Raw genomic sequence first — 25364 nt, 5'->3', positions numbered from 1 at the left:
TACGTTCCTTCAGCGAGCACTCACTGCCCCGGTCACCGTAGCGCCCCGGTTCGGCCCTTTCCGGTCAGGCGTGGGATCACTCGGTTCAAGGGGCACGACAAGTACCACCCGCACCACAACGCCGTCCTCTGAGCGTTCGGGAAGCGAGACATCGGCACGAGGAACCATGGCTGTATGCGGCAGCAGGCTCTCCAACGTCAGATGTGTCGCACCATTGTGGGAGGCGACAAGGGTGACGGTGTCGGCGCGGGTCTGCAATTGCACCGAGACTCTTGTCGGATCGCATTCTGCGGCATCCCGAAGGACCGCGTTGACGACGCGGTACAGCGCCAGCTCTGCACCCGTGCCGAGATCCTTCGGTGTGGCTCCCAGCGCGGCGACGGTCGGGACACCCGTAGCAGCTCGGAAGGCTGCCAGCCGGGTTTCGATGGCCAGGTGGGCGCGCGGCACCGACGGCACCCGGCGCCGCAGGTCGGTGATGTGCAGACGCACGTCCGACGCGACCTCCGACAAGCTCGACCGCACCTGCGCGATGAGGGGTTCGAGGTCAGGCTCGCGCTCCTGCACGAGCATCCTCACCGCGTCGAGCTGATAGCCCAAGGCGGCGATCTCCTGGCCGATCCCGTCGTGCATCTGACGGCTGAGCCGGTCACGCTCCTCGAAGAGGGCTTGATCCCGCAGCCAGGCGAACAGGGAGGACAGTTCGATGAACGTCTCGTGGTGGCGGGCGACCCGCCTGCCCAACGCCACCTCGGCGTCGGTGAACGGTCGGTTGGTCTGCCGGCTCGCGATCAGGAGGCCGATGACCGAGCCGTCCCTCGCCGACAGAGGTGCTGCCAGAAGAGCCCTGACCCGGCCACGCGAGTCCTGCCACTGCGGGATCGCTATGGCCTTGCCCTCCCAGACCATGGCCAAGGGGGAGTCGGGCGTGTCGACTTCCGGCCACTGTTCACCCCAGCTACCTGACAGGGCCCACGTCTGGGCTCGGCCGTCGGGGTCAGCCACACTCACTTGGCCACTTTCCGCGGATAGTTCGCGTACGAAGTGCGATAGGGCGTCCTCAGCATGAGCAGGTCCGTCGAATCCACGATTGAAGCCCGTCGCCAAGTGGGTGAGGTGCTCCAGCATCTCCGCGGCCTCACCTGCACGCAGCTGCCCCTCGTCAGTCCTTGCGTGCCGCGAAGCGAAGGCCCACGCGACGAGGAACGCGCCGATCGACACCAGCCCAACACGCTGCTGGAAGGTGATGGCTTGGGGCGAAGTCAGGAGGTCAGTTCGCGACGCTATGAGGAGGGTCAAGACCAGAACGAGCGCTGTGACCAACCCAGCGCCCAGCGGACGGAGTCGCTGCCCGGCCATCGCCGCTGGGACGAGCAGCAGAACGAGTGCCCCGGGACCGGCACTCACCGCCGCAGCGCTCGCCAACCCCGCAACCGCGACGACCGTCCACTCCGCCAGGTGACGTGAACGCAGGATCGGCACCGGTCCGTCCAAGAGATACGAGGCCGTGATGTCGACGAGTACGACCAATAACGCCCACGGGAGGAGTCCCATCGACCCCGTCGCGGTGTGGTTCAGGAGGACCGCGATGGCGGCCAGACAGACACGCACGAGGAGTCCAATGGGAACTCTCAGCTGGCGTGGCGTTTTCGACGGCACGTGGCTCCTCAGGGGTTTGAGCCGGAGCAACGAACAGGGGTTCTCGCCATGGTCCTTCATCGCTGGTCATTTCGGACCGGTTTCGCCGAAGTGCGCCACGTGCCGAAGATGCATCGTCATAGTTGAGCCGTGCACCAGATTCGCGAGGGCTTGTGGTCGGAGGCGGCCGTCAGGGTCGTCATCGCTGATGATCACGTGCGTCACCGCCAGTTAATGGCGATGGTGCTGGCTCTCGACCCGCGGATCACCGTCATCGGTCAGGCATCGGACGGGGCAGAGGCCGTATCGATGGTCGAGGACCTCGAACCAGATGTCGTGCTTCTCGACGCACGCATGCCCGGTGTCGGAGGGGTCGAAGCCTGCGCGCGGATCGGGCAGTTGGCTCCTGCGACACGGTGTCTCATGCTCACGATGGCTGACGACCCTCAAGAGATCGATGCTGCGCTCGCCGCTGGGGCAACGTCCTACCTCTTCAAGTCCGTGGAGTCGGGTGTGATTGTGGAAGCGATCCTCCGTGCGGCCGCGACGGGCGCGGGTCCCAACCGTAGTCCGGCGACTGCTACCGTCCCAAGTGCCGCCTTATCGTGACCCGCGCTGAGTCGGGAGAAAGCACTTTGTCGATTTGACTCAGCGCGACGGGGCAACCGGGAATCATCTCCGTGTGAGGACCGAGCAGGCGAGTACAGGGACAGCGCAGCGCGGACCGAAACTGCCCGCAACTCGGCTCCAAGAGGAGACGCAGGACCGACCAAGCGCTCTGCCACTGATCTTGCGGCAGATGCTGCCGGGCCTGGTGCTTTTGATGGGCGCCGTCAGGGCCTTGCAACCCGTGTCCGACCCTGACACCTTCTGGCATATCGCCGCTGGTGGATACCTCTGGGAGCATTGGGCATTCAGCGGGCCGGACCCGTGGAGCGACATGTCCACCCAGCCTTGGCGCCTGCATGAGTGGCTTCCCCAGTTGGGAATGAGTGCTCTGTACGACGCCGCCGGATTGCCCGCGGTTGCGTGGCTCCTCCCCGTGGGAGTGGTCGCAATCCTGCTGAGCCTGTGGTGGTGGCTGCGTAGATCTACGTCCCTCCTGATCACGGCCCTGTTGATGGCGGTGGTGTTTGTCGGCATGAGCGGCAGCCTTTCCCTCCGGCCGCACCTCGTGACCTTTGCTTTGACTGTCGTTACGTCGGGGGCGTGGCTGCAGACCTCGCTGGATGGCAAATCTCGCTGGTGGCTGGTGCCCGTGACCTGGGTCTGGGCCTGCAGCCATGGAATGTGGTTCATCGGGCCGATCATCGGGGTCGTCGTGGTTGTCGGCATGTGCCTTGATCGCCGCCTCGACCTTCGCGCATGTCTGCGGCTGGTGCTCGTCCCCATCGCGTCCGTGATAGCCGCGTGCCTAACCCCGGTTGGGCCGGGACTTCTCCTCAGCCCTTTCGAGGTCAGTGAATACACGTCGTACGTCCAAGAGTGGCAGTCCCCATCCATCCGCGACGTCGGCTTCGCTGCGTTCGTGGCCCTGTGTGGCGTCCTTGTGCTGATCTGGGCGCGGCGGGGGCGGCCGGTTCCTTGGGTCAGGGTCCTCCTCGTAGGCAGTGCGGTGGGCTTGGCACTCTTGTACGCCAGAACCGTGCCCGTGGGCATGGCCATCCTCGCGCCGGTTGCCGCGCTCGAGATTCAAAAAGCCACCCCGTTGCTACGAGAAAAGGTCAGCCGACGCGAAGTCGGCTTGACCTTGGGGGCCGCACTGGCTGGTCTCACACTCGCAGGCGCCCTAGTACCCAGCACATCAGCAAAGCCCGGTGCCGGTGCGAACGACCTCGATTCGCAGTTGTCGACCTTGCCAGCGGGAACGACCGTGTGCAACGACTACGTGCTCGGCGGCTGGCTGATCTGGAAGCACCCGAATATCCGTCCCGCAGTCGACGGCCGAACCGAGATCTATGGACTCGACTACTTCAAGGCTTATCTGAAATTCCAGTCGGGGTCTCCGGGCTGGGAGGAGTACGTCGGCCGGGTCGGTTGTTCCTTCGCATTGCTGGCACAGACGGACGCTCCCGCCGCTGGCCTTGTGCATCAGCAGGGCTGGTCCGTCGTCCGAGCAGGCGAGAGATATGTCCTGCTCAGGGCTCCTAACTGACTTCTCCACAGGGATTGGCGTCCTGCGGAAGTTGTCCACAGATTGATCTGATGGGCTAGCGGGTGAGCGGGCCTGTCGCGCAGGCTGATTGGGTGCTAGCCGCTCTCGTCGACCTCGTCCTTCCCGCCACATGCGCGTTGTGCCACGTGCCGGGCGGGCCGTTGTGTCCGGGCTGCCGGAGTGCCGCGACCTCGTCCCTCCACCCGGTGCCGCGCCTCACCATGCCCGACCCGATTCCGCCCGGTATGCCGTCCTGCTGGGTTGCCGGGGAGGCGAGCCGAGCGCTCAGGGCCGTTGTCACGGCATACAAGGACGAAGATCGGCGGGAACTGCGCGTGACGCTGTCGCAGTGGCTCGCGCCAGCTCTGCGCGCGGCCGCGTCGTCGAGCCCGGAGCTGCGGCGTGCCCTGCGGGGGAGGGGGCTGCTCGTCGTGCCCGTGTCGGGATCGCCCAGGGCGCGGCGCAGACGAGGGGACGTGCCCCTGCTGCCCCTGGTGACCGATGCCGTGAGAGCCCTGCCGGGCAGGGTCGTCGTCGCCGAGGTGCTCGAGCCGACCCGGGTGACACGTGACCAGTCCAGCCTCTCGGCGACCGAGCGGGCCACCAACCTCGGCGGTGCCATGGCTGTGCGGGTCAGGCACGGGCCCGTCGTCGAGGGGGCCATGTGCCTCGTCGTCGACGACCTCGTCACGACCGGAGCGACCCTCGCGGAGGCCGCTCGGGCGCTTCGTGCGGCGGGTTCCGGGCATGTCGTGGCGGCCGCGATCGGGGCCACGAGGCGACACGCCGAGGTTGCCAGCAGATTGCCAGTCCCATCCCTTGAAAGGGTCCGAGGAGGGGTCTAACGTCAGTGCATGAGACGACTCCTCCCCCGGAGGTGGTGCCGCCGCCGTTAGCCCTCGACAGGCACAGACAGGCACGCCCAGACCCTAGGAGGACTAGTGGACATCGTCGTTACCGGACGTCACACGACCGTCTCGGACCGATTCCGGCAGCACATTGCGGACAAGCTCGACAAGGTTCAGCAATTGGCCCCCCGCACCCGCCGGATCGAAGTCGTGATCAGCCACGAAGCCAATCGCCGCCAGTCCAAGGCCTGTGACCGCGTGGAGATCACGTGTCACATCAAGGGACCCGTCGTGCGCGCAGAAGCGTGCCAGGAAGACAAGTACGCCGCCCTCGACGTCGCTCTCGAGAAGCTCCTCGAGCGACTGCGCCGCAAGCACGACCGCACGGTCCGCCGCGGGCGCCACCAGGAGTCGGTCGCCAGCGCGACCGCGTTCGTCCCGCCCGAGCCCGCCGTCAACGGTGCCGAGGCCGACGAGGACGACGGCGGAGTGTTCGGCGACTCGCCGATCGACGTCCGCGAGAAGGTCCACAGTTCGGCCCCAATGACCCTCGAACAGGCCCTGCGCGAGATGGAGCTCGTGGGCCACGACTTCTACCTCTTCCACGATCTCGAGACCGACAAGGCGAGCGTGGTCTACCGCCGCCGCGGGTGGTCCTACGGCGTCCTTCACCTCGAGCTCAACGGCGAGGCCCCGGCGTCCGCCGGAGCATCCGCCGACGACACCGATCGGGAGCGCGCTGCGGCGTCCTGACGTGCGACGCGGCTACGCCGTGACCCGCACACTCGGTCACCTGCCAAAGGTGCCCCGAAGTCGTCATTGACAGTTGTCCAATGGCCGGACAGGAGCGGGCTCGCCGTGTCACTATGACGCAGTGAGCCCGCTCCAGTCCGAGAACGGATCGCGGTCCTCGTCCGTGGGGGACGCCAGCGACCGAATCCGCATCGTCATCGCCGATGACCACGACCTCTACAGGCGTGGCATGCAGGCAGTCATCGGACTTGAGCCCGACCTCGAGATCGTCGCTGAGGCGGGCTCCGGGGCCGAGGCGGTCGAGAAGGTCTTCGAGTTCGACCCCGACGTCGTCCTCCTCGACGTGCGCATGCCCGGAAACAGCGGCATCGAGGCCTGCACGGCGATCAAGGAGAAGGCGCCGCGCACCAAGATCCTCATCCTCACCGCCTCCGACGACGAGTCCGACCTCTTCTCGGCGATCAAGGCCGGAGCGAGCGGCTACCTCCTCAAGGACCTGCCGACCGAGCAGATCGCCGACTCGGTCCGTCTGGTCCACTCGGGTCAGTCGATGATCCCGCCGCACATGGCCAGCCAGCTCATCGCGGAGTTCTCGCGCCTGAGCAACGAGCCCCCCAAGGAGGCTCAGTCCGGGCCGCGCCTCACCGACCGTGAGCTCGAGGTGCTCGCGCTCGTCGCCCGCGGCAAGGCCAACAAGGAGATCGCATCCCAGCTGTTCATCAGCGAGAACACGGTCAAGAACCACGTGCGCAACATCCTCGAGAAGCTCCAGCTCCACTCCCGCGTCGAGGCTGCGCTGTATGCGCTGCGACGCAACCTCATCGAACCTGACGCGTAAGGCGGAGATGGGCCTGTCGGTGGCGGCCGACATGATGGGGTCCATGCGACTCAGCACGATTGCCGCGCGCCGCATCGCGCTCGCCGCACAGGGGTTCGGGATGTCCCGGCCGGAGCCGTGGTCCGCGACGTCGCGCCACGTGCAGCGGGTCATCGACACGGTCGGCATCGTCCAGATCGACAGCGTCAACGTCGTCTCCCGCAGCCACTACCTGCCCTTCTTCTCCCGGCTGGGGCCACATGACAGCGCCCTCGTCGACCGGGCCCGCGACCGGGCGCCGCGCCGCCTGGTGGAATATTGGGCGCACGAGGCTTCGCTCGTCCCCCCGGCGACGTGGCCCCTCCTCAACTTCCGGATGCTCCGCGCCCACGACGAGTCCTGGGGCGGCATGCAGAGCGTCAAGCGCAACCACCCCGAACTCGTCGACGCGGTCCTCGCCGAGGTCCGCACCCGGGGCCCTCTGACCAGTCGACAACTCGAGGCTGCACTGGCCCATGACCTGCCGCGCGAGCGCGACCAGTGGGGCTGGAACTGGTCCCTCGTGAAGCAGGCGTTGGAGCACCTCTTCTGGGCAGGGGAGGTCAGCTCGGCCGGACGCACCAGCCAATTCGAACGCCGGTATGCCGTCCCGTCCCGCGTCCTTCCACCGAACCTTCGCGACGTGGCTGAGTCACCGGAGGCACGTCCCCGCGACGACGAGGCGTTCGTCGACCTCATCCGGATCGCCGCCCGCGCCCACGGTGTCGGCACCGAGCAGTGCCTGCGCGACTACTTCAGGCTCAAGCCCGAGCAGGCCCGACCCGCCATCGCCTCGCTCGTCAAGGCGGGTGAGCTGGAACCGGTGACGATCGACGGATGGAAGCGGCCGGCATACCTCCATCCGAGCGCACGGCGACCACGACGGATCTCCGCGCGGGCGCTGTTGTCTCCCTTCGATTCCCTTGTCTGGCAACGGGATCGAACGTCTGCGCTCTTCGGGTTCGACTACCGACTCGAGATCTATGTGCCCGAGGAGAAGCGGGTCCACGGCTACTACGTGCTGCCCTTCCTCCTCGGCGAGGACCTCGTCGCACGCGTCGACCTCAAGGCCGACCGTGCGGCTGGTCGGCTGCTCGCGCGACGCATCACGTGGGAGCCGGGTCGCGGGGGAGCTGACGACACTCGCGAGCTGCAAGAGGAACTGAGCCTCATGGCGCAGTGGCTCGGTCTCTCGGGTGTGTCACACTCCAGCGCATGACTCTTGGAGCGGCTGAAGCGGTCAACCTTGCCGTGTCCGTGGTGGTGCTGCTCGGCGTACTCGCTCTCATGGCCTGGGTGCTGATCCGCACTCGTGGCCGGACGCGGACCTGGGGCGTCGTGGGGTTGGGCGCGTTCGCGCTCCTGGGTGCGATGTCGCTGACGAGGCAGGCGCGTGGCGATGAGTCGTTCGACGGACTGTCGGTCGCGCTTTTGCAGAACGTCCTGGGCACCGTGATCGCCATCGCCGGGGCCCTGATCCTCGGACGTGCCGTGGCCACCGCCGCCCGTGAGGAGGGAGGGCGATGACCCCTCAGATCTTCGGGATCGTCTCCACCCTGCTCTCGCTGGCGTCGTTGGCCACTTTCGCGGGACTGGCCTTCATGCTCAGGCGGGGGTCCTTCGCGCGTCGGGGGCAGCTCGGCGCCGCTGGCTTCGGTGTGATCGCGCTGGGCATGGTGGCTCAATGGCTGATCAACATCGCCACGCCGTGGATCCCCGGCTTCGGCGAAGGGCTCCTGTCCGCCATGATCGTGATCACGTCGGTCCTGGGCGCCGCAACACAGCTCACAGGTCTGGGCCTCATCGCGTTTGCGCTCACCCGGCCCCACGCCGAGCGGTCGGCGGAGACGTCAGGAGCGGATGAGCTCCCAGTGGTCGGCCGCCGTCACTGATCCGTCCGGTGCGGTCGCAGCCTTCTCGTGACCCCAGCGGGTGAAGCCCGTCGACTCGAGCACCGCGTTGCTCGCGGCGTTGTCGGCGGCGGTCTCCGCGACGAGTCGGCGCAGTCCGAGCCCACCGTCGTCCTTGGCGGTGAAGGCGTGGTGCGCGGCCAGTCGCGCTGCGGCCTTGGCGGCGCCGCGGCCTCGTGCTGACGGGAACAGGAAGTAGCCGAGCTCCGCCGTGTCGCCGTCGGCGAGCGCGCCCGCGTGCACGAAGACGAGCATCTCGCCGAGCGCGCGATCGGACTCGGCGTCGGCGATGCACCAGTTCACGCTGGAGCCGCGGGCCATGAAGAGGCGGCGGCGCACGAGCCAGTCGTCCCACGTGTCGGGGGTCGGGATCGCCCGGGCCGGCAGATGGTGCGCGGGGTGGTCGTGTGCCTCTGCTCTGTCACGGTCGGCGTCCCGCCACGGGCGGAGGCGTATGCCGTCCGCCTCCAGAACCGGGGGAGCGATCCACTCCGTGCGTGGTTCCATCGCGTCATCCCGGCCGAGGCTGCCGAACCATGCGTCGACCAGCTGTCCCTCGCCGTGGGCGACGTGCTTGGGGAGGGTCGCGATGAACTCGAAGCCCGCCGATCGTGCCGGACCCCACGAGGCGAAATTGCCCACCTCGGCGTACCAGTCAACCCGCTGGCCGCCGGCGTCGAACCAGTATTGGCAGACGAGCTTGAGGGCGCGCGCCATGAGGCCCCGACCGCGACCGTCCGGGTGGAGGCCGTAGCCGATCTCCATCCGACCGGCCTCCTTCGGGCGCAGATCGATCGTGCCGAGGAACCGGTGGGCGCGGTCCGTCCCGTCATCGGCGACGTCCTCGATGGCCCAGAGCTGGTCGCCACCGGTGTCCCAGCCCTTCGCGATCTCACCGATCCATTCGCGGCCCATCTCCGCCGTGTAGCCGCGCGGCACGGTCGTCCAGCGCAGGCTCTCGGGGTCGGTGCACTGCTCGACGATGCGGTCGACATCGTGCTCGGAGTGGGCTCGGAGGCGCACGACGCCATCGGTGAGGGTGGGCACGGAGTCCGGGAACGGCATACGGGAATGTCATCACGGAACGCCGACAGCCGGAACCGATTCACCGGCCCGGCTCGTTGGAAGACGGTGGAGACCCGCATCAGGTGTGGTCCGGCCCACTGACTCGACTACCCTTGGCAGGTCTCGTCGACTGTCAACGAGGCGGCCGAGCGAGACATTGTGTTCAACGAGGAGTCCAACCCGTGGTGAAGATCGTCGAGAAGCTGCTGCGCGCCGGTGAAGGCCGGACCGTCAAGAAGCTCGAGAACATCGCCGACCAGGTCAACGCCATCGAGGACGACTTCGTCGCGATGAGTGACGACGAGCTGCGCGGCATGACCGACGAGTTCCGGGCACGTCTCGCCGACGGCGAGACCCTCGACGACATCCTCCCCGAGGCCTTCGCCGCGGTTCGTGAGGCGGGTCGGCGCACGCTCGGCAAGCGCCACTTCGACGTCCAGATCATGGGTGGCGCAGCGCTGCACAAGGGCAACGTCGCCGAGATGAAGACCGGTGAGGGCAAGACCCTCGTCGCGACGCTCCCGTCCTACCTCAACGCGATCGAGGGCAAGGGCGTGCACGTCGTCACGGTCAACGACTACCTGGCGGAGTACCAGGCCGAGCTCATGGGTCGCGTCCACCGCGCCCTCGGCCTCGAGACCGGCTGCATCCTCGCGAGCATGACGCCCGACCAGCGGCGCGCCGAGTACGCCAAGGACATCACCTACGGCACCAACAACGAGTTCGGCTTCGACTACCTGCGCGACAACATGGCGTGGTCGACCGACGAGCTCGTCCAGCGTGGCCACAACTTCGCCATCGTCGACGAGGTCGACTCGATCCTCATCGACGAGGCACGCACGCCGCTCATCATCAGTGGCCCGGCCGACCAGCCGACGAAGTGGTACGGCGAGTTCGCCAAGGCCGTCCAGCACCTTGAGCGTGGTGAGGACGGCGACAAGATGCGCGGCATCCCGAGCACGGGTGACTACGCGGTCGACGAGAAGAAGAAGACCGTCGGCGTCCTGGAGCCCGGCATCGAGAAGATCGAGGACTACCTCGGCATCGACAACCTCTACGAGTCGTCGAACACCCCGCTGATCGGCTACCTCAACAACGCGATCAAGGCCAAGGAGCTCTTCACCCGCGACAAGGACTACGTCGTCATGGACGGCGAGGTCCTCATCGTCGACGAGCACACGGGCCGCATCCTCAAGGGCCGCCGCTACAACGAGGGCATGCACCAGGCCATCGAGGCCAAGGAGGGGGTGACGATCCAGAACGAGAACCAGACGCTCGCGACGATCACCCTTCAGAACTACTTCCGCATGTACGACACGCTCTCGGGCATGACCGGTACGGCCATGACCGAGGCCGCCGAGCTCAACTCGATCTACGGGCTCGGAGTCGTGCCGATCCGCACGAACCGTCCGATGATCCGCAAGGACCAGGCCGACCTCGTCTACCGGACCGAAGAGGCGAAGTACAACGCGGTCGTCGACGACATCGTCAAGCGTCACGAGGCCGGGCAGCCGGTCCTCGTCGGCACGGTCAGCGTCGAGAAGAGCGAGTACCTCTCGGAGCAGCTGCGCCGCCGCGGGGTGAAGCACAACGTCCTCAACGCCAAGCACCACGAGCGTGAGGCCGCGATCGTCGCCGACGCCGGTCTCAAGAGTGCGGTCACCGTGGCCACCAACATGGCCGGTCGAGGCACCGACATCATGCTCGGTGGCAACCCCGAGTTCATGGCCGTCGCCGACCTCAAGTCGCGTGGGCTCGACCCCGTCGAGACGCCCGACGAGTACGAAGCTGCCTGGGACGCCGCCCTCGAGGCTGCAGAGGCACGCGTGAAGTCCGCGCACGAGGAGGTCCAGGAACTCGGCGGCCTCTATGTCCTCGGCACCGAGCGCCACGAGTCGCAACGCATCGACAACCAGCTGCGTGGACGTTCCGGTCGTCAGGGTGACCCCGGTGAGTCGCGGTTCTATCTCTCGCTCCAGGACCACCTCATGCGGCTCTTCAACGCCGGCATGGTCGACCGTGTCATGAGCACCGCCGGCATGGACGACGAGACGCCCATCGAGTCCAAGATGGTGTCGCGCTCGATCCAGTCGGCGCAGACCCAGGTCGAGGCGCAGAACTTCGAGATCCGCAAGAACGTCCTCAAGTACGACGACGTCCTCAACCGCCAGCGCACCGTGATCTATGACGAGCGCCGCCGCGTCCTCGAGGGCGAGGACCTCGAGGAGCAGATGCGCTTCTTCGTCACCGACGTCGTCGGTGGCTATGTCGACGCCGAGGCCGCCGAGGGTTTCGGCGAGGACTGGGACCTCGACCGTCTCTGGACCGCGCTCCAGGCTCTCTACCCCGTCTCGCTCACTCAGGAGCAGGTCGTCGAGGCTGCGGGCGGTCGTTCCGGTCTCAAGGCCGACACGCTCAAGGAGGAACTGCTCTCCGACGCGCACCACGCCTACGACGCTCGCGAGGAGGCCCTCGGCAGCGAGGTCATGCGCGAGGTCGAGCGTCGCGTCATGCTGTCGGTCCTCGACCGCAAGTGGCGTGAGCACCTCTACGAGATGGACTACCTCCAGGAGGGCATCGGCCTGCGCGCCATGGCCCAGCGTGACCCGCTCGTCGAGTACCAGCGCGAGGGCTTCCAGCTCTGGCAGGCGATGAACGAGTCGGTCAAGGAGGAGACGGTCGGTCTCGTCTTCCACGTCGACGTCCAGGTCGAACAGCCGGCCCAGGTGGCGACCGCCCCGCAGCACGTGTCCGACATGTTCGGCGGGCTCGCGAGCTCCGAGGGCGACGGGACGCAGGAGCCGGACTTCGTGCCGAGCGATGCTGCCCCGCATGTGGAGGTCGCCGGAGTGGGTCTGGAGCGTCCGCGCCAGCCTGCCCAGCTGCACTACGTCGCTCCGTCGGAGACCGGTGAAGCCGAGGAGCGCGACGTGCCCTTTGGTGGCGGGGGTGTCAGCAGCAACGGTGGTCTCACTGCCGAGCAGATGGCCTCGACGCCGAAGAACGCACCCTGCCCCTGTGGCTCGGGCAAGAAGTTCAAGATGTGCCACGGCAAGGACGCCTGACCGGCTGCCCTCAGCTCGACTCATTGCCCCGGGACCACCGCAGCGCGCCGAAATCTGGTGCGCGACGGTGGTCCTGGCGCAAGAGGTCGTCGGTGTCTCAGCCGATCTGCAGTGCTTCCACGCGCCAGCGGCCGTCCTGTCCGGCGAGGCGGGCAGCCATGGCACGCACCCGCACGCCTTCGCTGACGACGACCGCGCACTCGGCGACGCCGTCGGCCGGCTCGCACACGCGCACCGAGATCACCCGGGCCCGCTGAGCGGTGGCGCGCGTTCCCGACGCGCGGCGACGGGCGGCGAGGGCGCCCCGTCGGGCGATCACGGCATAGACCTGGGGCGTCGTCCAACGGACGACCTGAGCCGCGGGGCGCAGCCCGGACATGACCTCCACGATCGCCTGGGCGATCTGGGTGACCCACTGCCCCGGCTCCGGGAGGTCGGCCCGGGCCGTCCTCTGGGGGCCGAAGAGCTGCTCGTCGCTCGCGTGGGCGAGGTCGACGGCCAGGGCGTCCTGGACGTAGGCCGGGTGGCCGACGTGGTCGGCCGACCGTCGGAGTGCCTCACCGAGGGGGATGGCCGGTGGGCGCGGCCCGGGGGCCGGGATGACGTTGACGGAGCGAAGGTGGGACGTCACGGTCGGGCTCATCGGGTCACACTCGCTGTCTGCTCAGGGCTGGGGATGCGGAGGATCTGGCCGGGAAGGATGACGTCGGGGTCGTCGCCGATGCGGTCACGGTTGGTCTCGAACCACAGGGGCCACGACCGCGCGATTTCGGCGTCGGTCGCATCGGGCCCGAGGTGACGCGCAGCGATCGACCAGAGCGAGTCGCCGCGGTGGACGACGACCTCGAGCTCGGGAGCGTTCGACGGACGGCTGCCGAGGAGTCCGGGGTCGGCCTGGGGGCGGACACGAGGCGCGCTCGGGGTGAACCCGGGAGCCGGCGCGGGTGAAGGCTTCTGGGACGTTGCGGCTCGAGTCGCCGGTCGGGTGAGGCTCTCGAAGCCCGCCTCGGGCGCGGTCCCTCGGGTCGGCACGAACCCCGGGTCGGCGACCACGGTGACCCCTCCGGGACTGTCGGTTGCGGAGGCGACGGTGCTGCGTGGCGCGGCAACCGCTTGGGTGGGTCCGCCGGCGACTCCGATGCCGACGCCGAGGATGAACGCGGCGACGCGCCGCGCCAGTGCCGGGGTCAGGCGATCGGCGCAATGCCCGGCCAGAAGTCCGAGGCGCCCGGGAGCGTGGGACAGGACCTCGAGGGCGACGCCGACGAAGAGCCATGCGCCGACAGCTGCGGCGAGCGTGGCCAGGGCCAGAGCCAGCACCTCATCGACCGCGGCGGGTCCAGCCGCCGTGACACGAGCGTGCGCCCAGAGCCACGCCACCGCGAGGAGCCACGTGGCGGCGCCCACCACGACCGCAGCGAGCAGCGACGTCACGAGGAGGCGACCAGCGACGGTGGCGCTCGAGGCCTTTGAGTGAAGTTTGATGCTGTTTGCTGCGGTTTGCATGATGATGACCGTATTTCATGCTGATGGGGTGCGCAAGGTGTGGGCAGGAATTCGTGCCTCTACGCTCGGCGCCATGCGGTGGGACCAACTCTTCGACGACCTCGAGGCACAACTCGGCGCGGAGGAACGCCGAGAGCGCGACTCCGAGATCGCCGATCGAACGCGTCGGGAGCGCGCCAGCGTCGAGCTCGCGGCACGCTGCGCGGCGGCGGTGGGGGAGCGCCTGCGCCTGCGGCTCGTCTCGCGCACGCAGGTCCAGGGCGAGCTGCTCGACCTCGGGGATGACTGGCTGCTGCTCCGGCTGGAGACCGGTCGTGAAGCGGTTGTCCCGATTCATGCCGTGGCGGGGATCGTGGGGCTTCCCCTGCGCGCGTCGGCAGCGCGGACGGCCCGCCGGTTCGGGCTGGGCTACGCCCTGCGCGGGTTGTCGCGCGACCGGACGCCCGTCGCCCTCACCGACACGAGCGGTCAGGTGCTCACGGGCACGATCGACATCGTGGGCGCGGACTCACTCGACCTCTCCGAGCATGCTCCGGAGGAGAGCCGTCGGACCGAGAACGTGCGTGGTCGACAGACCGTGCCGTTCGCGGCGGTGGCGCTCATCGAGGCTCGCTGAGGGGCTGTCGGCGCCTGTCGGCTCAGTCGTCGCCGTTGGCGCGGACGAAATCCCGAGTCTGTGAATACATCCGCTGGATGTAGTCCTCGAGCACCGTCGTCTCGACCCGCCACTGGCCGCGCCCGCCGACCTTGATCGCGGGGAGGTCACCGGAGCGCACGAGCGCGTAGGCCTGTGCCGAGGAGATGTCGAGGATCTCGGACACCTCGGTGAGCGGGATGAACCGCTTGGCCACGGCTTCTCCTCTCCTGATGTGCGTCTCGTCGCCGACCCGAATCCCGTATGCCGGCCGCACCAGTCGTGCGTCTCGCTCCAGTTTGCCACGCACGGCCTCGCCCGCCGGGGCAGTTGTCCACAGGGCGCGCCTCAGCGGGTGGTTGTCCACAAGGGGTGGCCCTCGGCGCGCATGATCGGCTCGCGTGGGCCACAATCTCTGCGGGGGGTTGGGTTCGCGATCCTCCACGTCCCTGCCCGATCGCCGACTCGCCTCATGGAGCACACCACGATGAGTGACCTGCCCACGCCCTCAGCCCAGAGACTGCACAAGCCGTCCTGGCGTGACAGCCGACTCCTCATCGGGCTCCTCCTGGTCCTCGCGTCGACCGCGATCGGCGCCTACGTCGTGAGTCGCGCAGACGATCGAATGCCGATGTATGCCGCGAAGTCCGGTCTCGTGGCCGGTCAGCCACTCACCGCCGACGACGTCGTGCGGGTCGACGTCCAGCTGGGCGAGTCGGCCGGCGACTACGTCAGCGCCGGAACGGACGTGCCGCCGGACCATTTCGTGCTGCGGGAGGTGCGTGCCGGCGAGCTCATCCCGGCGACCGCAGTCGGGAGCCGCGACGAGGCGACGGCACAGCCCGTGGCCCTGCAGGTCGACGCGACGTCGGCCTCCACCCTCCAGGTCGGCTCGGTCGTCGACGTCTATGTCAACCGGCCCCTGCCATCGGCCAAGGGGTCGATCGGCTCGACCGGCTTCTCCGGGCCCGTGCTCACCCTGGCCGGTGTCACGGTGGTGGCCGTGCCCCAGGACGGAGGGGTGATGGGCGGATCGGGGGACACCCGTGCCCTGCAGATCATGGTTCCCAAGGACAAGGTCAAGCAGGTCGTCGGCGACGTCGACCTGGGCGCCAAGATCACCCTCGTCGCGGTCCCCGGCGCCACCACCCTGAACGCATCATGACGACCGCTGTCATCACGGGGGTCTCGCACCACCACGAGCAGGAACTCGTGGCCGCGCTGGACTCCGCAAGCGCCGCGAGCGTCGTGCGCAGGTGCGCCGACGTCGCCGAACTCCTGTCCACCGGCGCCTCGGGTGTCGCGGACGTCGCCATCGTTTCGGCGGACTTCCGTGGTCTGGACCGTGACGCCCTGCGGCACCTGTCCGGTCACGGCGTGCGCGTGGCCGGGCTCGTGGCGACGGGAGACGACGCCGCCGAGGCTCGGCTCCGACAGTTGGGAATCACCGCCCTCCTTCGCCCGGGGACCGAATCCGACGAGCTGATCCGCGTCCTCGAGGCACTCGCAGGCGGGGGCGCCGAGATGGGGCTGCCCCGACCAGGAGCCTCCGCGGACGTCACCACGTCAGCTGGCGGCCCTGCGTCCGCCCGGGGCGGATTCGAACTGACCGATGGCGACCTCGCTCGCTGGCTCGACGGCAACAACGACGCCGGTGGCAGCGGACTGGGCAGGTTCGGCCACGATGCGGGACCGGTCGACGCGGATCCAGTCCCCGAGGGGCCGAGGCGAGGCCGCGTCACGTCTGTCTGGGGTCCCATCGGGTCGCCGGGGCGCACGACGATCGCGGTCACCCTGGCCGCAGACCTCGCCGCACGCGGCGTGCGCACCCTGCTCGTCGACCTCGACACGTGGGGCGCCAGCATCGCCCAGTCGCTCGCCCTCATCGACGAGGCGCCCGGCGTCGCCGCCGCGGCCCGCGCTTCAGAGCAGGGCACCCTCGACAGCGCCTCGCTGTCCCGAGTGGCACCCGAGGTGACGTCCGGACTCAGGGTGCTGACCGGCATACCGAAGCCTGATCGATGGCCTGAACTGCGAGCCGCGGCAATCGAGGACGTCCTCGAGAAGTCGCGGGGGCTCGTCGACCACGTCGTCGTCGACTGCGGGTTCTCCATCGAGGACGACGAGGAGTTGAGCTACGACACGGCGGCGCCGCGACGCAACGCCACCACCCTCGCCGCACTGGAGGTCAGTGACAACCTCGTGGCGGTGGGCGCCGCCGACCCGATCGGCTTGCAGCGGCTGGTGCGTGCGGTGCAGGACGTCGGGGTCGTGCCGTCACCCGAGCCGATCATCGTCATCAACAAGGTGCGAGCGTCGGCCACCGGACCCAAGCCCGAGCGGGCGATCACCGAGGTCCTCGGACGATTCGCCGGACTCGAGGACCCTGTCTTCGTCCCGTGGGCACCTGACGTGTGCGACGCCGCCCTGCTTGCCGGGCGCAGCCTCGTCGAGTCCGCCCCGACGGCGGAGATCACCCGCGCCGTCTCACGCGTTGCCACTCGGGTCCACCCGGAGGTCGCGTCGGGCACGGAGGCGCTGTCCGGGCGCGGCAGGGCGAGCGGCCGTTTCGGGCGCGGGTCTCGGCGCACGGCCTGATCGAGTCAGGCTGCGCCGATCGCTGCCGGTGACATCTCCCGTGGTGAGTCGTCGGGGTTGCGGGGTTCAGGACTGTCGTCGAGTTCGATGCGTCGGTCATGGGCCCAACCCGGGCCGCGCAGCAGGAAGGACCATCGGTCCCGCCAGGTCTCGGAGCGGGCGATGTCGGTGAGGATGGCCCGCCACTCGTGGGTCGCGATCGTGACCGGGTTGTCGGTGTTGATGTTCTTCGTCAACCCATAGACCGGCCGGGCATCCTCCTGCTCGAACGTGCCGAACAGCTTGTCCCAGATGATGAGGATGCTGCCGTGGTTGCGGTCGAGGTACTCGCTGTTGCTGCCGTGGTGCACGCGGTGGTGGCTGGGGGTGTTGAGGTAGCGCTCGAGCCAGCCGATGGAGCGCACGGCCTCGGTGTGGATCCAGAACTGATAGATGAGGTTGAGGGCGCGCGCTCGCTCGATGAGTTCGGGCCGGACGCCGGCGAGGGCGAGCAGGCCGTAGGGCACATAGATCGTGAGGGTGTCGGCGACCGGCTGCCGCAGGGCCGTCGACAGGTTGTAGCGCTCGCTGGAGTGGTGGACGACGTGCATGGCCCACAGCCAGCGCACCTCGTGGTCGGCGCGGTGGTTCCAGTAGTAGATGAGGTCCCAGCCGAGGATCGCGACCGCAGTGGCCGCTGCCCCGGAGCCCAGGTCCGCGCGAGTGGCACGGAACATGCGACGGCCCGTGGTTTCGGCACCCCAGAGAGCGGAGACGCTGACGACGGTCGAGGCGACCGCGGTGACGGCGGCGCCCGCCGTGATGCGCCGCAGGACTGGGGGAGTCGCCTCCATCGTTGCCGTGGTGGTCTCGCGGGCTGCCTGGAGTTCTCGTGGGTCCCAGTCGGGGACGGTGCCGGCGCGCGGAAGGCCGGTGCTCCGGTGCCGTCGGATCACGTCGGCGGCCGTCGTGGCAAGACCGGCCGCGACCGCAGTCGCCATGAGTGCCTTGGCGTACTTGCCGCCACGGGGCTCGACCGGGCCGAGCAGGTGGCGCGAGACGTGGGGCGCGATGAGGCTGCCCAGACCCATCGTCAGGTTGGCCATGGTGTCCGCGAACTCGTAGTCCCCGGCGCGCGTCCCCGGCTCCACCGGGTGCTTGCGCTGCCAGACGTATTCGGCAGCCATCGCGCCCACATAGGCGGGGATGGCGAGGACGGTGAGGTCGAGCTTCATGCAGAGGTCCTTGCGGGGCGCGGGCAGGTGTCAGACTGCGGGGGTCGGGACTGGAATTGACCATAGGGTCAATTCGGTCGAACCACAAGATCTGGAGTCGGTGGATGGGCGAGGCCGGGACCAAGGGCGTGCCGCGGGAGGACCGCCGGCGCCAATTGCTGCACGGCGGGATCGAGGCTTTCGGCCGACAGGGCTACGCGCAGGTGTCCGTGGCCGAGGTTGCCGCGACGGCGGGGGTCTCGAAGGCGATGGTCTATCACCTCTTCGACTCCAAGGAGGGTCTGGCTCTTGCCTGCCTGGAGGAGGTCGGTGCGCCATTGGTCTCCGCCGTCCGGGACGCCCAGGTCGCAACCGACCCCGTCCCACGGGCGCTGGACACGCTGGCGGCGATCTTCGGCGTTCTCAGCGAGCACCGATACGGCTGGGCAGTCGTCTATGACCCGTCCCTGCCTGTCGGCAGTGCCGCGGCGGCTGCGGCGGAGGCATACCGCGACGAACTCGGCTCGCTCGGCACCACCGGCAGCGGTGAGATCGTCAGGGCCGCCGGTAGCGACGACCCCTTGGACCACGAGTTCGTCGACCGGCTCTGGCAGTCAGCAGTGGCCACGACGATGCGGTTCTGGCAGGAGCACGACGAGTTGACGGCCGACGACGTGATGGAGCGCTGTGCTCGCTTCCTGAGTGTCCTCGCACGCTGAGGCGTCCTACGGATTCGGCCGAAGGCGACCCGTCGGCGATCACGCGCTGTCAGGATCGGGACGTCGGCGCTCCGCCGACCTGCCAGGTCTGGGAGGCGCCGTGTCCACTCGATACAGCCGAGGGGAGGGGCGACGGGCCAGTGCAGTGCCTGTCGGGGTTGTCCTCGCAGCAACGCTCCTGGTCGCCGGGTGCAACGGAGGCATGTCGACGACGGATCCCGTGGCTCGGGCCAGTGGTTCGTCGGCCGTGTCCACGCCGCAGCATGTCCCCTTCGCCCTGCCGCCGCCGAGTCCGCCATCGGCTCCGTGGCCAAGCGGCCTGACACCCTCCGCCATCATCGGGACCGGCGAGGGCGTGGCCGGCGTGCTCAACGTGGAGGGAGACACGATCTGGACGGTTGTCGACGGTCACGCGGTGAACCTCGACGCAAGGACAGGAGCACAACTCTCCTCCTTCCCGGTGCAGGGTGGAGTCGATCGGATCGCCGTGACCGGTGAATGGGCTTGGGCCACAGGCGAACTCGCTGGCGTCGTCGTCCAGTACCACCTGCCCGACGGGAAGCAGGGCAACGTGGTCCCGGCGCTGAAGCCCGTGGACCTCGTGATCGCTCACGGCTCGGTGTGGGTCTCGCAGCACCACGAGGGGACCGTGCTGCGCATCGACCCGATCACCGGCCAGACCCGAGAGGTGCAGGTGGTCAAGAAGGACAGGGCAGGCCCGCAGTCGCTGTTCGCGGACGACGCCGCGGTCTACGTCACGGTTCCACGTGACCGCGCGCTCTATCGCATCGACCCAAGGACGGGGGCAACGGCGCAGCTCCGTGGCGAGGCGTTGGCCTGCGGTGGCATGGAGAAGGTCGGGGCCGTGATCTGGGCGACCGGGTGCTTCTCGGGCCAGCAGGTCGTGGGCTTCGACACCACGAGCAGGCGGTCTGCAGGGAGCATCTCGCTCGGTGAGCGATACAGCGAGGACGTTGCTCTGGTCGACGGGTTCCTCTGGGCCTCGATCGCGGTCGAGTCGGACGTGACCGGCGAGATGGTCACCGACCGGACGGCGCTCGCCCTTCTCGACCCGCGGAGCAGGAAGGTCGTCCGAACGCTGGAGCTCCCCGACGGTGGAGGGACACTGGCCGTGGCCGGGGGGAAGCTCTGGGCGGTGGGTCGGACCGGCAACACGATCCTCGGCTTCGACAGCTCCGACCTCGCCAAGGCGGCGAGAGGGTGATGCGTCGCACCGGTCGACCGTGCACGCGTCGTGCCGACTCGGCCCGCGAATCTGACACGATGGGGCGGTGTCCGACCGCCTGAGCACCCTCGACAACAGTTTCCTCGCGCTCGAGGATCCGACCACCCCCATGCACGTGGGATCGGTGATGGTCTTCGACGCACCGACCGAGGGCTTCGACTACGACCGGCTCGTCGGCATCATCGCCCGTCGCATCGCCTATGTCCCGCGCTACCGGCAGCGGGTGCGGACGGTGCCCGGCCGGGTGGCGAATCCGGTGTGGATCGACGACGAGCGGTTCGACGTGACCTACCACGTGCGCCGATCGGCGCTGCCGCGGCCCGGCGGTGACGAGCAGCTCGAGGAGCTCATCGCGCGCATCCAGCCGCGGCCACTCGACCGCACTCGGCCGCTCTGGGAGGTCTATCTCGTCGAGGGGCTGGCCGAGGACCGCTTCGCGATCATCACCAAGACCCACCAGGCGCTCGTCGACGGAGTCAACGCGGTCGACATCGCACACCTCATCCTCGAGGACTCGCAGACGCCGAGCGCCGAGAGCGTCGACGACACCTGGCGTCCGAGCCGGGAACCGTCGCACACCGAACTCGTCGTCAGCGCGCTCGCCGACTCGGTGCGCACGCCGAGCCAGATCGTCGACACGGTCCAGTCCGGCATCACCGACGTCAAGGCCACCGCCGGACGCCTGCTCGGGACGGCCGGAGAGGTCGCATCCACCCTGGCCCGGGCGTCGACGTCGCCGGCCCCCACGTCGCCGTTGAATGCCCGCATCGGCAAGGCCCGCCGCTTCGTCATGGTCGGCACCGACCTCGACGACTACAAGAAGATCCGGTCACGCCTCACCAAGGGTGCCTTCGCCGACGACGTGACGATCAACGACGTCATCCTCGCGACGATCACCGGTGCCTTCCGCACGTGGCTCATGACCCGAGGAGAGAGCGTCCATGGTGGGACGACCATCCGGGCCATGGTTCCCGTGAGCGTCCACGACGAAGAGGGTGACCCGTCCAACGGCCGCCAGCTGGATGCCGCCTTCGTGGACCTGCCCGTGGGGGAGCCCGGTGCCTCGATGCGCCTGCACCAGATCGCCTTCGCGATGCGCCAGCAGATCGAGGCGGGTCGCGCCGTCGGCGCCGACACCCTCTCCGGACTCGGCGGCTTCGCCCCACCCACGATGCACACCCTGGCGGCCCGTCTCGGTGGCGCCATGTCGCGGCGCCTCTACAACGTCGCGATCACCAACGTGCCCGGCCCCCAGCACCCGCTCTACATCGCCGGCGCCCAGATGGTGTCGACGTACCCGGTCATGCCGCTCAGCGCGTCCAAGGGACTCTCGATCGGCCTGACGTCCTACGACGGTGGCGTCTACTACGGCCTCTACGCCGACCGTGACGCCCTGCCCGACACCGACGTCCTCGGCCAGTCGATCGTCGATGGGCTCCAGGAGCTGCTCGAGGCCCCGCGCTCGCGCGCCCGCTGAAAGGACCCGCCCGTGCCCCTCGTCCGCGTCTATCTCCCCCTCGACTCGGCGACCCTCGCCGGCCTGCGCACCTCTGGCGAACTCGCCCCGGCACCCGTCGCGGCACACGCTGCCCTGCCCGCCGTGGCGCGGCCCGGACTCGGGAACGACGAAGAAGATCGAGAGTATGCCGCGTGGTCGGCTGCCGCTTCTGACGCCGATTCCGTTGCGGCGCAGGGCAATCGGCGCGTCATCGCGTCGGCTGATGTCGACGCGGCGGTGGTGAGCCGGATCGATGAGAACGGGACGGCAGTCGAGGTGGGCAGCGCCGTGCCGCTGCCGCGGATCGCGTCGTTCCACATCGATGAGGAAGCCGGCGGCGATGTCGCCGACCTGCTCTGGTACGACGTCACCGAACTCGACGACGTCATCGCCCTTCTCGGCTGACCCCCGTCCCGCAACGTCAGCGGGAACGGCTGCTAGGGCGACCGTCGGCACTGACGCAAGCGGAAGGGGCGGGAAGTTGCGCGCGTCACACCGTGGGAACATGGGACGAAACCTTCACCCACACGGAATCGAGGAAGCCACCGATGGACGCTGTGACCCACGTCCCCGCCCCGACCAACGAACCGGTTCGCGACTACGCGCCCGGGAGCCCTGAGCGCGCCGCCCTCGAGGTGGCCTTGGCCGAGGTCGGCAGCACCACCTGGGACCTCCCGCACACCATCGGGGGCAAGCGGGTCGAGGGCCGTGGCGCCAAGATCACCATCACCCAGCCGCACGCCACCAAGAAGAAGGTCGGTGTCCTGCGCGACGCGACCAAGGCCGATGCCAAGGCCGCCGTCGATGCCGCCCAGGCCGCAGCCCCCGCGTGGCGCGACATGTCCTTCGACGACCGTGCGGCGATCCTCCTGAAGGCGGCCGACCTGCTCGCCGGTCCCTACCGCGCCAAGGTCAACGCGGCGACGATGCTGGGACAGAGCAAGACGGCATACCAGGCCGAGATCGACAGCGCCTGCGAGCTCATCGACTTCTGGCGCTACAACGTGCACTTCGCGCGCGAGATCCTCGAGCAGCAGCCGCCGGCCAACGCGCCCGGCATCTGGAACCGGACGGACTACCGCTCGCTCGAGGGCTTCGTCTACGCGGTCACGCCGTTCAACTTCACGGCCATCGCGGGCAACCTGCCGACGGCTCCGGCCCTCATGGGCAACACCGTGGTGTGGAAGCCGTCGCACACCCAGCAGCTCGCGTCGCAGTTCGTCCTCGAGATCCTCGAGGAGGCCGGCATGCCCCCGGGTGTCATCAACCTCGTCGGCGGCCACGGCACCGACGTCTCGGACGTCGTCCTCAAGCACCCCGAGTTCGCTGGCCTGCACTTCACCGGCTCGACCCGCGTCTTCCAGCACCTGTGGCAAGAGATCGGCTCCAACCTCACGACCTACCGCCACTACCCGCGCATCGTCGGCGAGACCGGCGGCAAGGACTTCGTCCTCGCGCACCCGAGTGCCGACCCCGACGTCGTGCGCACGGCGCTCATCCGTGGCTCGTTCGAGTTCCAGGGCCAGAAGTGCTCCGCCGCTTCGCGTGCGTTCATCCCGAGGAGCATCTGGAAGGTCATCCAGAAGGACCTGGTCGAGCTCACCGAGGGTCTCTCGATGGGCGACGTCACCGACCTGTCGAACTTCATGGGCGCCGTCATCGACGACCGCGCCTTCGCCAAGCACAAGGCGGCGATCGACCGGGCCAAGGCTGCGAGCAACATCGAGATCGTCGCGGGTGGCACCTACGACGACTCCGAGGGCTGGTTCGTGCGTCCGACGATCATGGTCGGCGAGGACCCGCACGACGAGATCTTCACGACCGAGTACTTCGGTCCGCTGCTGTCGGTCCACGTCTATCCGGACCGCCAGTTCGGCAAGATCATGGACGTCATCGACAGCGCGTCGGCCTACGCCCTGACCGGCTCGATCATCGCCCAGGACCGCGCCGCCGTGGCCGAGGCGAGCCACCGACTGCGCTTCGCCGCCGGCAACTTCTACATCAACGACAAGCCGACCGGTGCCGTCGTCGGGCAGCAGCCGTTCGGTGGTGGCCGCGCGTCCGGCACGAACGACAAGGCCGGCTCGGCGCAGAACCTCCTGCGTTGGGCGAGCCCGCGCTCGATCAAGGAGACGTTCGTGCCGCCGAAGAACCACACCTACCCGCACATGGGCTGACGCCCGCACGCGAGCCGCGACTTTGTGCCCCCATGGGACACGCGACGGAGGCCTTCGGCCGACCAAGCGTGTCCCATGGGGGCACAAAGTCGCCCATGGGGCCGTCAGCTGACGCGCTGGCGGAGCAGGTCCGTCTCGGTCCTGGCCGCGAAGAGCAGGGGGTCGGACGCGGCCTTCTCGAGCTTGCCGCCGATGAGCGGGACGCTGACCTTCACGTCGCCGTCGATCTCCTGAACGCTCCCAGAACCATTGGGGGACAACCGAACCGTGCCCTTGAGCGTCATCGGCGCGCCCTTGATCTGCACGTGCAGTTCGGCCACGCGCGTGCCGTCCGGCGCGGGCGAGCCCCACGTCTGGACCTCCGCGATGGTCAGTGTGGAGCCCACGAACGACCTCGCGATGTCGGGCAGGTCATCGGTCGGCAGGACGCGCTCGCTCGTCATGGTCGTGCGGTCCCCAGACGTCTCGACGCGGGACGTCCAGTCGCCGGTCGTCGTCGCCTCGCACTTGGCGTCCTGGAACTCCTGCGAACTCATCACGGCCCACACGTCGTCCACGCTGGCGGGGTACTCGGCTCGATGGGTGAACTTCAAGAGGTCTCCTCACATGTGACGGGTGCAGCCGATCCTCTCACCGAGGCGCTCACCCGAGGCGTAGTTCGCGCGCGAGGCGCTCGAGGTCATGGGTCGATCCGGCGACCTCGGCGAGGAGGCGGTCCCGCCGCCGACGATGCTGCGCCAGCAAGGCGTCCAGTTCCTGCTGCAACGCGGCCCGAACGCCCTCCCGCTCTCGCGCAGCCGCGGCGTCAGCTTCGCCAGTGACGCCCCACCCGAGTCCGATGCGCTCGCCCTCCACGGTGAGGCCGGCAGCCGCGACGGACTCGACCAGACGACGAGCGCGCGTCTGGAGCTCACTCAGCTCGACGGCATACCCCTGAAGAACCGCGCCCACCGCGTCGGCGTGCCGCGCGCCCTCGGCGAGGGCCGCGAGGGACCGCGTCCCCTCCTTGCGCGTGCGGACCGACGTCGAGGTGCCCCACACGGCCTTGAGCGATGTGTATGCCGTCGCGCTGCGTTTTCGTGCCGCCACCAGATCGCGGCCCGCACGCCGTGCAACCGCACCGGCCGCTGCCAGTGACCCGGGGTCGCCGGGGACCGGGGTTCTCATCGCGGGTCCGAGGGGAGCGACGCGGTGGCAGCCGGCGCATGGGCCGCGACAGGCTGGTCGTGACGCCTGGACACCCGCGACAACGTGGTGAGGTGCTGGGCGGTGACCTCGTCGACGGCACGCAGGAGATCGACGACCTGGTCGATCCAGCCGTCCACGGCCTGCTGGGCGTCGGGCTCGCCCATCACGACGAGGCACGACAGGAGGTCGGCCTCCGCCGCTGTGACCCTGTCGGACAGGCCGCCGAGAGCCGTGCTCACCTCGGCGAGCGCGGAAGGGTCCAGCGGCGTGGGCATCACCTCACTGTAGTGCGACTGGTGGGTAACCCGACCCGTC

The 25364-nt window shown here is 68.7% G+C and carries 26 protein-coding genes and 1 pseudogene; 18 read left to right on the top strand and 9 right to left on the bottom strand.

Going from position 1 to position 25364, the window contains the following annotated elements; all coding sequences use genetic code 11:
* Positions 1–9 precede the first annotated feature (9 nt).
* Positions 10–1659: a GAF domain-containing sensor histidine kinase gene (locus N802_RS10985; protein ID WP_169743418.1), complete on the bottom strand. Its 1650-nt coding sequence runs from the start codon at positions 1657–1659 to the stop codon at positions 10–12.
* Positions 1660–1788: 129 nt separating this feature from the next.
* Between N802_RS10985 and N802_RS10980 the strand changes: the two genes are divergently transcribed.
* The 8 genes from N802_RS10980 to N802_RS10945 all read left to right on the top strand — a co-directional run bounded on the left by N802_RS10980 (position 1789) and on the right by N802_RS10945 (position 8142).
* The gene (locus N802_RS10980) at positions 1789–2247 is read left to right on the top strand and encodes a response regulator (RefSeq protein ID WP_052109828.1); all 459 of its coding nucleotides are present in this window, start codon (positions 1789–1791) and stop codon (positions 2245–2247) included.
* A gap of 190 nt (positions 2248–2437) precedes the next feature.
* Positions 2438–3793: a hypothetical protein gene (locus N802_RS10975; protein WP_035916066.1), complete on the top strand. Its 1356-nt coding sequence runs from the start codon at positions 2438–2440 to the stop codon at positions 3791–3793.
* A 206-nt stretch (positions 3794–3999) separates the two neighbouring features.
* Positions 4000–4638, top strand: a complete 639-nt coding sequence (locus N802_RS19910) for a ComF family protein (RefSeq protein ID WP_084072145.1) — start codon at positions 4000–4002, stop codon at positions 4636–4638.
* A gap of 96 nt (positions 4639–4734) precedes the next feature.
* Positions 4735–5394, top strand: a complete 660-nt coding sequence (hpf, locus tag N802_RS10965; RefSeq protein WP_035916065.1) for a ribosome hibernation-promoting factor, HPF/YfiA family — start codon at positions 4735–4737, stop codon at positions 5392–5394.
* 121 nt (positions 5395–5515) lie between these two features.
* The gene (locus tag N802_RS10960; protein WP_052109826.1) at positions 5516–6232 is read left to right on the top strand and encodes a response regulator; all 717 of its coding nucleotides are present in this window, start codon (positions 5516–5518) and stop codon (positions 6230–6232) included.
* A gap of 43 nt (positions 6233–6275) precedes the next feature.
* On the top strand, positions 6276–7469 hold the full coding sequence (locus N802_RS10955; protein WP_211254384.1) for a winged helix-turn-helix domain-containing protein: 1194 nt from the start codon (positions 6276–6278) through the stop codon (positions 7467–7469).
* Entirely contained in the window at positions 7466–7777 is a 312-nt protein-coding gene (locus N802_RS10950) for a hypothetical protein (protein ID WP_035916063.1), read from the top strand. Before N802_RS10955 ends, N802_RS10950 begins: the two co-directional genes overlap by 4 nt.
* Complete coding sequence (locus N802_RS10945) at positions 7774–8142, top strand: hypothetical protein (RefSeq protein WP_035916061.1); 369 nt, start codon at positions 7774–7776, stop codon at positions 8140–8142. Before N802_RS10950 ends, N802_RS10945 begins: the two co-directional genes overlap by 4 nt.
* On the opposite strand, the gene N802_RS10940 is transcribed toward N802_RS10945, so the two are convergent.
* Entirely contained in the window at positions 8101–9225 is a 1125-nt protein-coding gene (locus tag N802_RS10940; protein ID WP_052109824.1) for a GNAT family N-acetyltransferase, read from the bottom strand. The two genes, N802_RS10945 and N802_RS10940, sit on opposite strands and share 42 nt — an antisense overlap.
* 182 nt (positions 9226–9407) lie before the next feature.
* On the opposite strand from N802_RS10940, the pseudogene secA reads away from it, so the two are divergent.
* Both secA and N802_RS21110 read left to right on the top strand, forming a co-directional pair.
* A pseudogene (gene secA, locus N802_RS10935) lies at positions 9408–11936 on the top strand (preprotein translocase subunit SecA); the annotation flags it as partial.
* Positions 11937–11981: 45 nt separating this feature from the next.
* Positions 11982–12290, top strand: a complete 309-nt coding sequence (locus N802_RS21110; RefSeq protein ID WP_425402481.1) for an SEC-C metal-binding domain-containing protein — start codon at positions 11982–11984, stop codon at positions 12288–12290.
* A 97-nt stretch (positions 12291–12387) separates the two neighbouring features.
* Here the strand turns inward: N802_RS21110 and N802_RS10930 are convergent, their stop codons facing one another.
* Both N802_RS10930 and N802_RS19460 read right to left on the bottom strand, forming a co-directional pair.
* The gene (locus N802_RS10930) at positions 12388–12933 is read right to left on the bottom strand and encodes an Rv3235 family protein (RefSeq protein ID WP_052109823.1); all 546 of its coding nucleotides are present in this window, start codon (positions 12931–12933) and stop codon (positions 12388–12390) included.
* Positions 12930–13796, bottom strand: coding sequence for a LysM peptidoglycan-binding domain-containing protein (locus tag N802_RS19460; protein WP_052109822.1), 867 nt, complete (start codon positions 13794–13796; stop codon positions 12930–12932). Before N802_RS19460 ends, N802_RS10930 begins: the two co-directional genes overlap by 4 nt.
* 73 nt (positions 13797–13869) lie before the next feature.
* Between N802_RS19460 and N802_RS10920 the strand changes: the two genes are divergently transcribed.
* Positions 13870–14412, top strand: coding sequence for a hypothetical protein (locus N802_RS10920; protein ID WP_035916055.1), 543 nt, complete (start codon positions 13870–13872; stop codon positions 14410–14412).
* 22 nt (positions 14413–14434) lie between these two features.
* Here N802_RS10920 and N802_RS10915 read toward each other — a convergent pair whose 3' ends face one another.
* Positions 14435–14647: a helix-turn-helix domain-containing protein gene (locus N802_RS10915; RefSeq protein ID WP_035916054.1), complete on the bottom strand. Its 213-nt coding sequence runs from the start codon at positions 14645–14647 to the stop codon at positions 14435–14437.
* A gap of 255 nt (positions 14648–14902) precedes the next feature.
* On the opposite strand from N802_RS10915, the gene N802_RS10910 reads away from it, so the two are divergent.
* Positions 14903–15595, top strand: coding sequence for a CpaB family protein (locus N802_RS10910; protein WP_052109821.1), 693 nt, complete (start codon positions 14903–14905; stop codon positions 15593–15595).
* Positions 15592–17028: a CpaE/TadZ family protein gene (locus N802_RS10905; protein WP_035916052.1), complete on the top strand. Its 1437-nt coding sequence runs from the start codon at positions 15592–15594 to the stop codon at positions 17026–17028. The genes N802_RS10910 and N802_RS10905 overlap by 4 nt, the downstream gene beginning before the upstream one ends.
* A 5-nt stretch (positions 17029–17033) precedes the next feature.
* Here the strand turns inward: N802_RS10905 and N802_RS10900 are convergent, their stop codons facing one another.
* Entirely contained in the window at positions 17034–18242 is a 1209-nt protein-coding gene (locus tag N802_RS10900; protein ID WP_084072143.1) for a sterol desaturase family protein, read from the bottom strand.
* 104 nt (positions 18243–18346) lie between these two features.
* Between N802_RS10900 and N802_RS10895 the strand changes: the two genes are divergently transcribed.
* The 5 genes from N802_RS10895 (at position 18347) to pruA (ending at position 23861) form a co-directional block, all read left to right on the top strand.
* Positions 18347–18940, top strand: a complete 594-nt coding sequence (locus N802_RS10895) for a TetR/AcrR family transcriptional regulator (RefSeq protein ID WP_052109820.1) — start codon at positions 18347–18349, stop codon at positions 18938–18940.
* A 100-nt stretch (positions 18941–19040) separates the two neighbouring features.
* Positions 19041–20165, top strand: a complete 1125-nt coding sequence (locus N802_RS10890) for a PQQ-binding-like beta-propeller repeat protein (protein ID WP_156971366.1) — start codon at positions 19041–19043, stop codon at positions 20163–20165.
* Between the two features lie 67 nt (positions 20166–20232).
* Positions 20233–21663, top strand: coding sequence for a WS/DGAT/MGAT family O-acyltransferase (locus N802_RS10885; protein WP_035916047.1), 1431 nt, complete (start codon positions 20233–20235; stop codon positions 21661–21663).
* 12 nt (positions 21664–21675) lie between these two features.
* Entirely contained in the window at positions 21676–22089 is a 414-nt protein-coding gene (locus N802_RS10880) for a DUF6912 family protein (RefSeq protein WP_035916046.1), read from the top strand.
* Positions 22090–22232: 143 nt separating this feature from the next.
* Complete coding sequence (pruA, locus tag N802_RS10875) at positions 22233–23861, top strand: L-glutamate gamma-semialdehyde dehydrogenase (protein ID WP_035916043.1); 1629 nt, start codon at positions 22233–22235, stop codon at positions 23859–23861.
* Positions 23862–23965: 104 nt separating this feature from the next.
* Here the strand turns inward: pruA and N802_RS10870 are convergent, their stop codons facing one another.
* Genes N802_RS10870 through N802_RS10860 form a run of 3 tightly spaced genes read right to left on the bottom strand, consistent with a single transcriptional unit; the run spans position 23966 to position 25324 of the window.
* A complete protein-coding gene (locus tag N802_RS10870; RefSeq protein ID WP_035916040.1) occupies positions 23966–24454 on the bottom strand; it encodes a DUF2505 domain-containing protein in 489 nt (162 codons plus the stop codon).
* A 49-nt stretch (positions 24455–24503) separates the two neighbouring features.
* On the bottom strand, positions 24504–25028 hold the full coding sequence (locus N802_RS10865; protein WP_035916037.1) for a hypothetical protein: 525 nt from the start codon (positions 25026–25028) through the stop codon (positions 24504–24506).
* Positions 25025–25324 (bottom strand): hypothetical protein, encoded by a 300-nt coding sequence (locus N802_RS10860; protein ID WP_035916035.1) that lies wholly within the window; start codon positions 25322–25324, stop codon positions 25025–25027. Before N802_RS10860 ends, N802_RS10865 begins: the two co-directional genes overlap by 4 nt.
* Positions 25325–25364 lie beyond the last annotated feature (40 nt).

The sequence above is a fragment of the Knoellia sinensis KCTC 19936 genome (assembly GCF_000768705.1).
Lineage (GTDB): Bacteria > Actinomycetota > Actinomycetes > Actinomycetales > Dermatophilaceae > Knoellia > Knoellia sinensis.
This window is presented reverse-complemented; position numbering and strand designations above follow the sequence as displayed.

Excerpts from the sequence above, each read along its gene's own strand:
- N802_RS10975 (WP_035916066.1), top strand. The coding sequence starts at position 2,438 with ATGCTGCCGGGCCTGGTGCTTTTGATGGGCGCCGTCAGGGCCTTGCAA.
- N802_RS10955 (WP_211254384.1), top strand. The coding sequence starts at position 6,276 with ATGCGACTCAGCACGATTGCCGCGCGCCGCATCGCGCTCGCCGCACAG.
- N802_RS10950 (WP_035916063.1), top strand. The coding sequence starts at position 7,466 with ATGACTCTTGGAGCGGCTGAAGCGGTCAACCTTGCCGTGTCCGTGGTG.
- N802_RS10945 (WP_035916061.1), top strand. The coding sequence starts at position 7,774 with ATGACCCCTCAGATCTTCGGGATCGTCTCCACCCTGCTCTCGCTGGCG.
- N802_RS10940 (WP_052109824.1), bottom strand. The coding sequence starts at position 9,225 with ATGCCGTTCCCGGACTCCGTGCCCACCCTCACCGATGGCGTCGTGCGC.
- N802_RS21110 (WP_425402481.1), top strand. The coding sequence starts at position 11,982 with ATGTTCGGCGGGCTCGCGAGCTCCGAGGGCGACGGGACGCAGGAGCCG.
- N802_RS10930 (WP_052109823.1), bottom strand. The coding sequence starts at position 12,933 with ATGAGCCCGACCGTGACGTCCCACCTTCGCTCCGTCAACGTCATCCCG.
- N802_RS19460 (WP_052109822.1), bottom strand. The coding sequence starts at position 13,796 with ATGCAAACCGCAGCAAACAGCATCAAACTTCACTCAAAGGCCTCGAGC.
- N802_RS10920 (WP_035916055.1), top strand. The coding sequence starts at position 13,870 with ATGCGGTGGGACCAACTCTTCGACGACCTCGAGGCACAACTCGGCGCG.
- N802_RS10910 (WP_052109821.1), top strand. The coding sequence starts at position 14,903 with ATGGAGCACACCACGATGAGTGACCTGCCCACGCCCTCAGCCCAGAGA.
- N802_RS10905 (WP_035916052.1), top strand. The coding sequence starts at position 15,592 with ATGACGACCGCTGTCATCACGGGGGTCTCGCACCACCACGAGCAGGAA.
- N802_RS10900 (WP_084072143.1), bottom strand. The coding sequence starts at position 18,242 with ATGAAGCTCGACCTCACCGTCCTCGCCATCCCCGCCTATGTGGGCGCG.
- N802_RS10895 (WP_052109820.1), top strand. The coding sequence starts at position 18,347 with ATGGGCGAGGCCGGGACCAAGGGCGTGCCGCGGGAGGACCGCCGGCGC.
- pruA (WP_035916043.1), top strand. The coding sequence starts at position 22,233 with ATGGACGCTGTGACCCACGTCCCCGCCCCGACCAACGAACCGGTTCGC.
- N802_RS10865 (WP_035916037.1), bottom strand. The coding sequence starts at position 25,028 with ATGAGAACCCCGGTCCCCGGCGACCCCGGGTCACTGGCAGCGGCCGGT.
- N802_RS10860 (WP_035916035.1), bottom strand. The coding sequence starts at position 25,324 with ATGCCCACGCCGCTGGACCCTTCCGCGCTCGCCGAGGTGAGCACGGCT.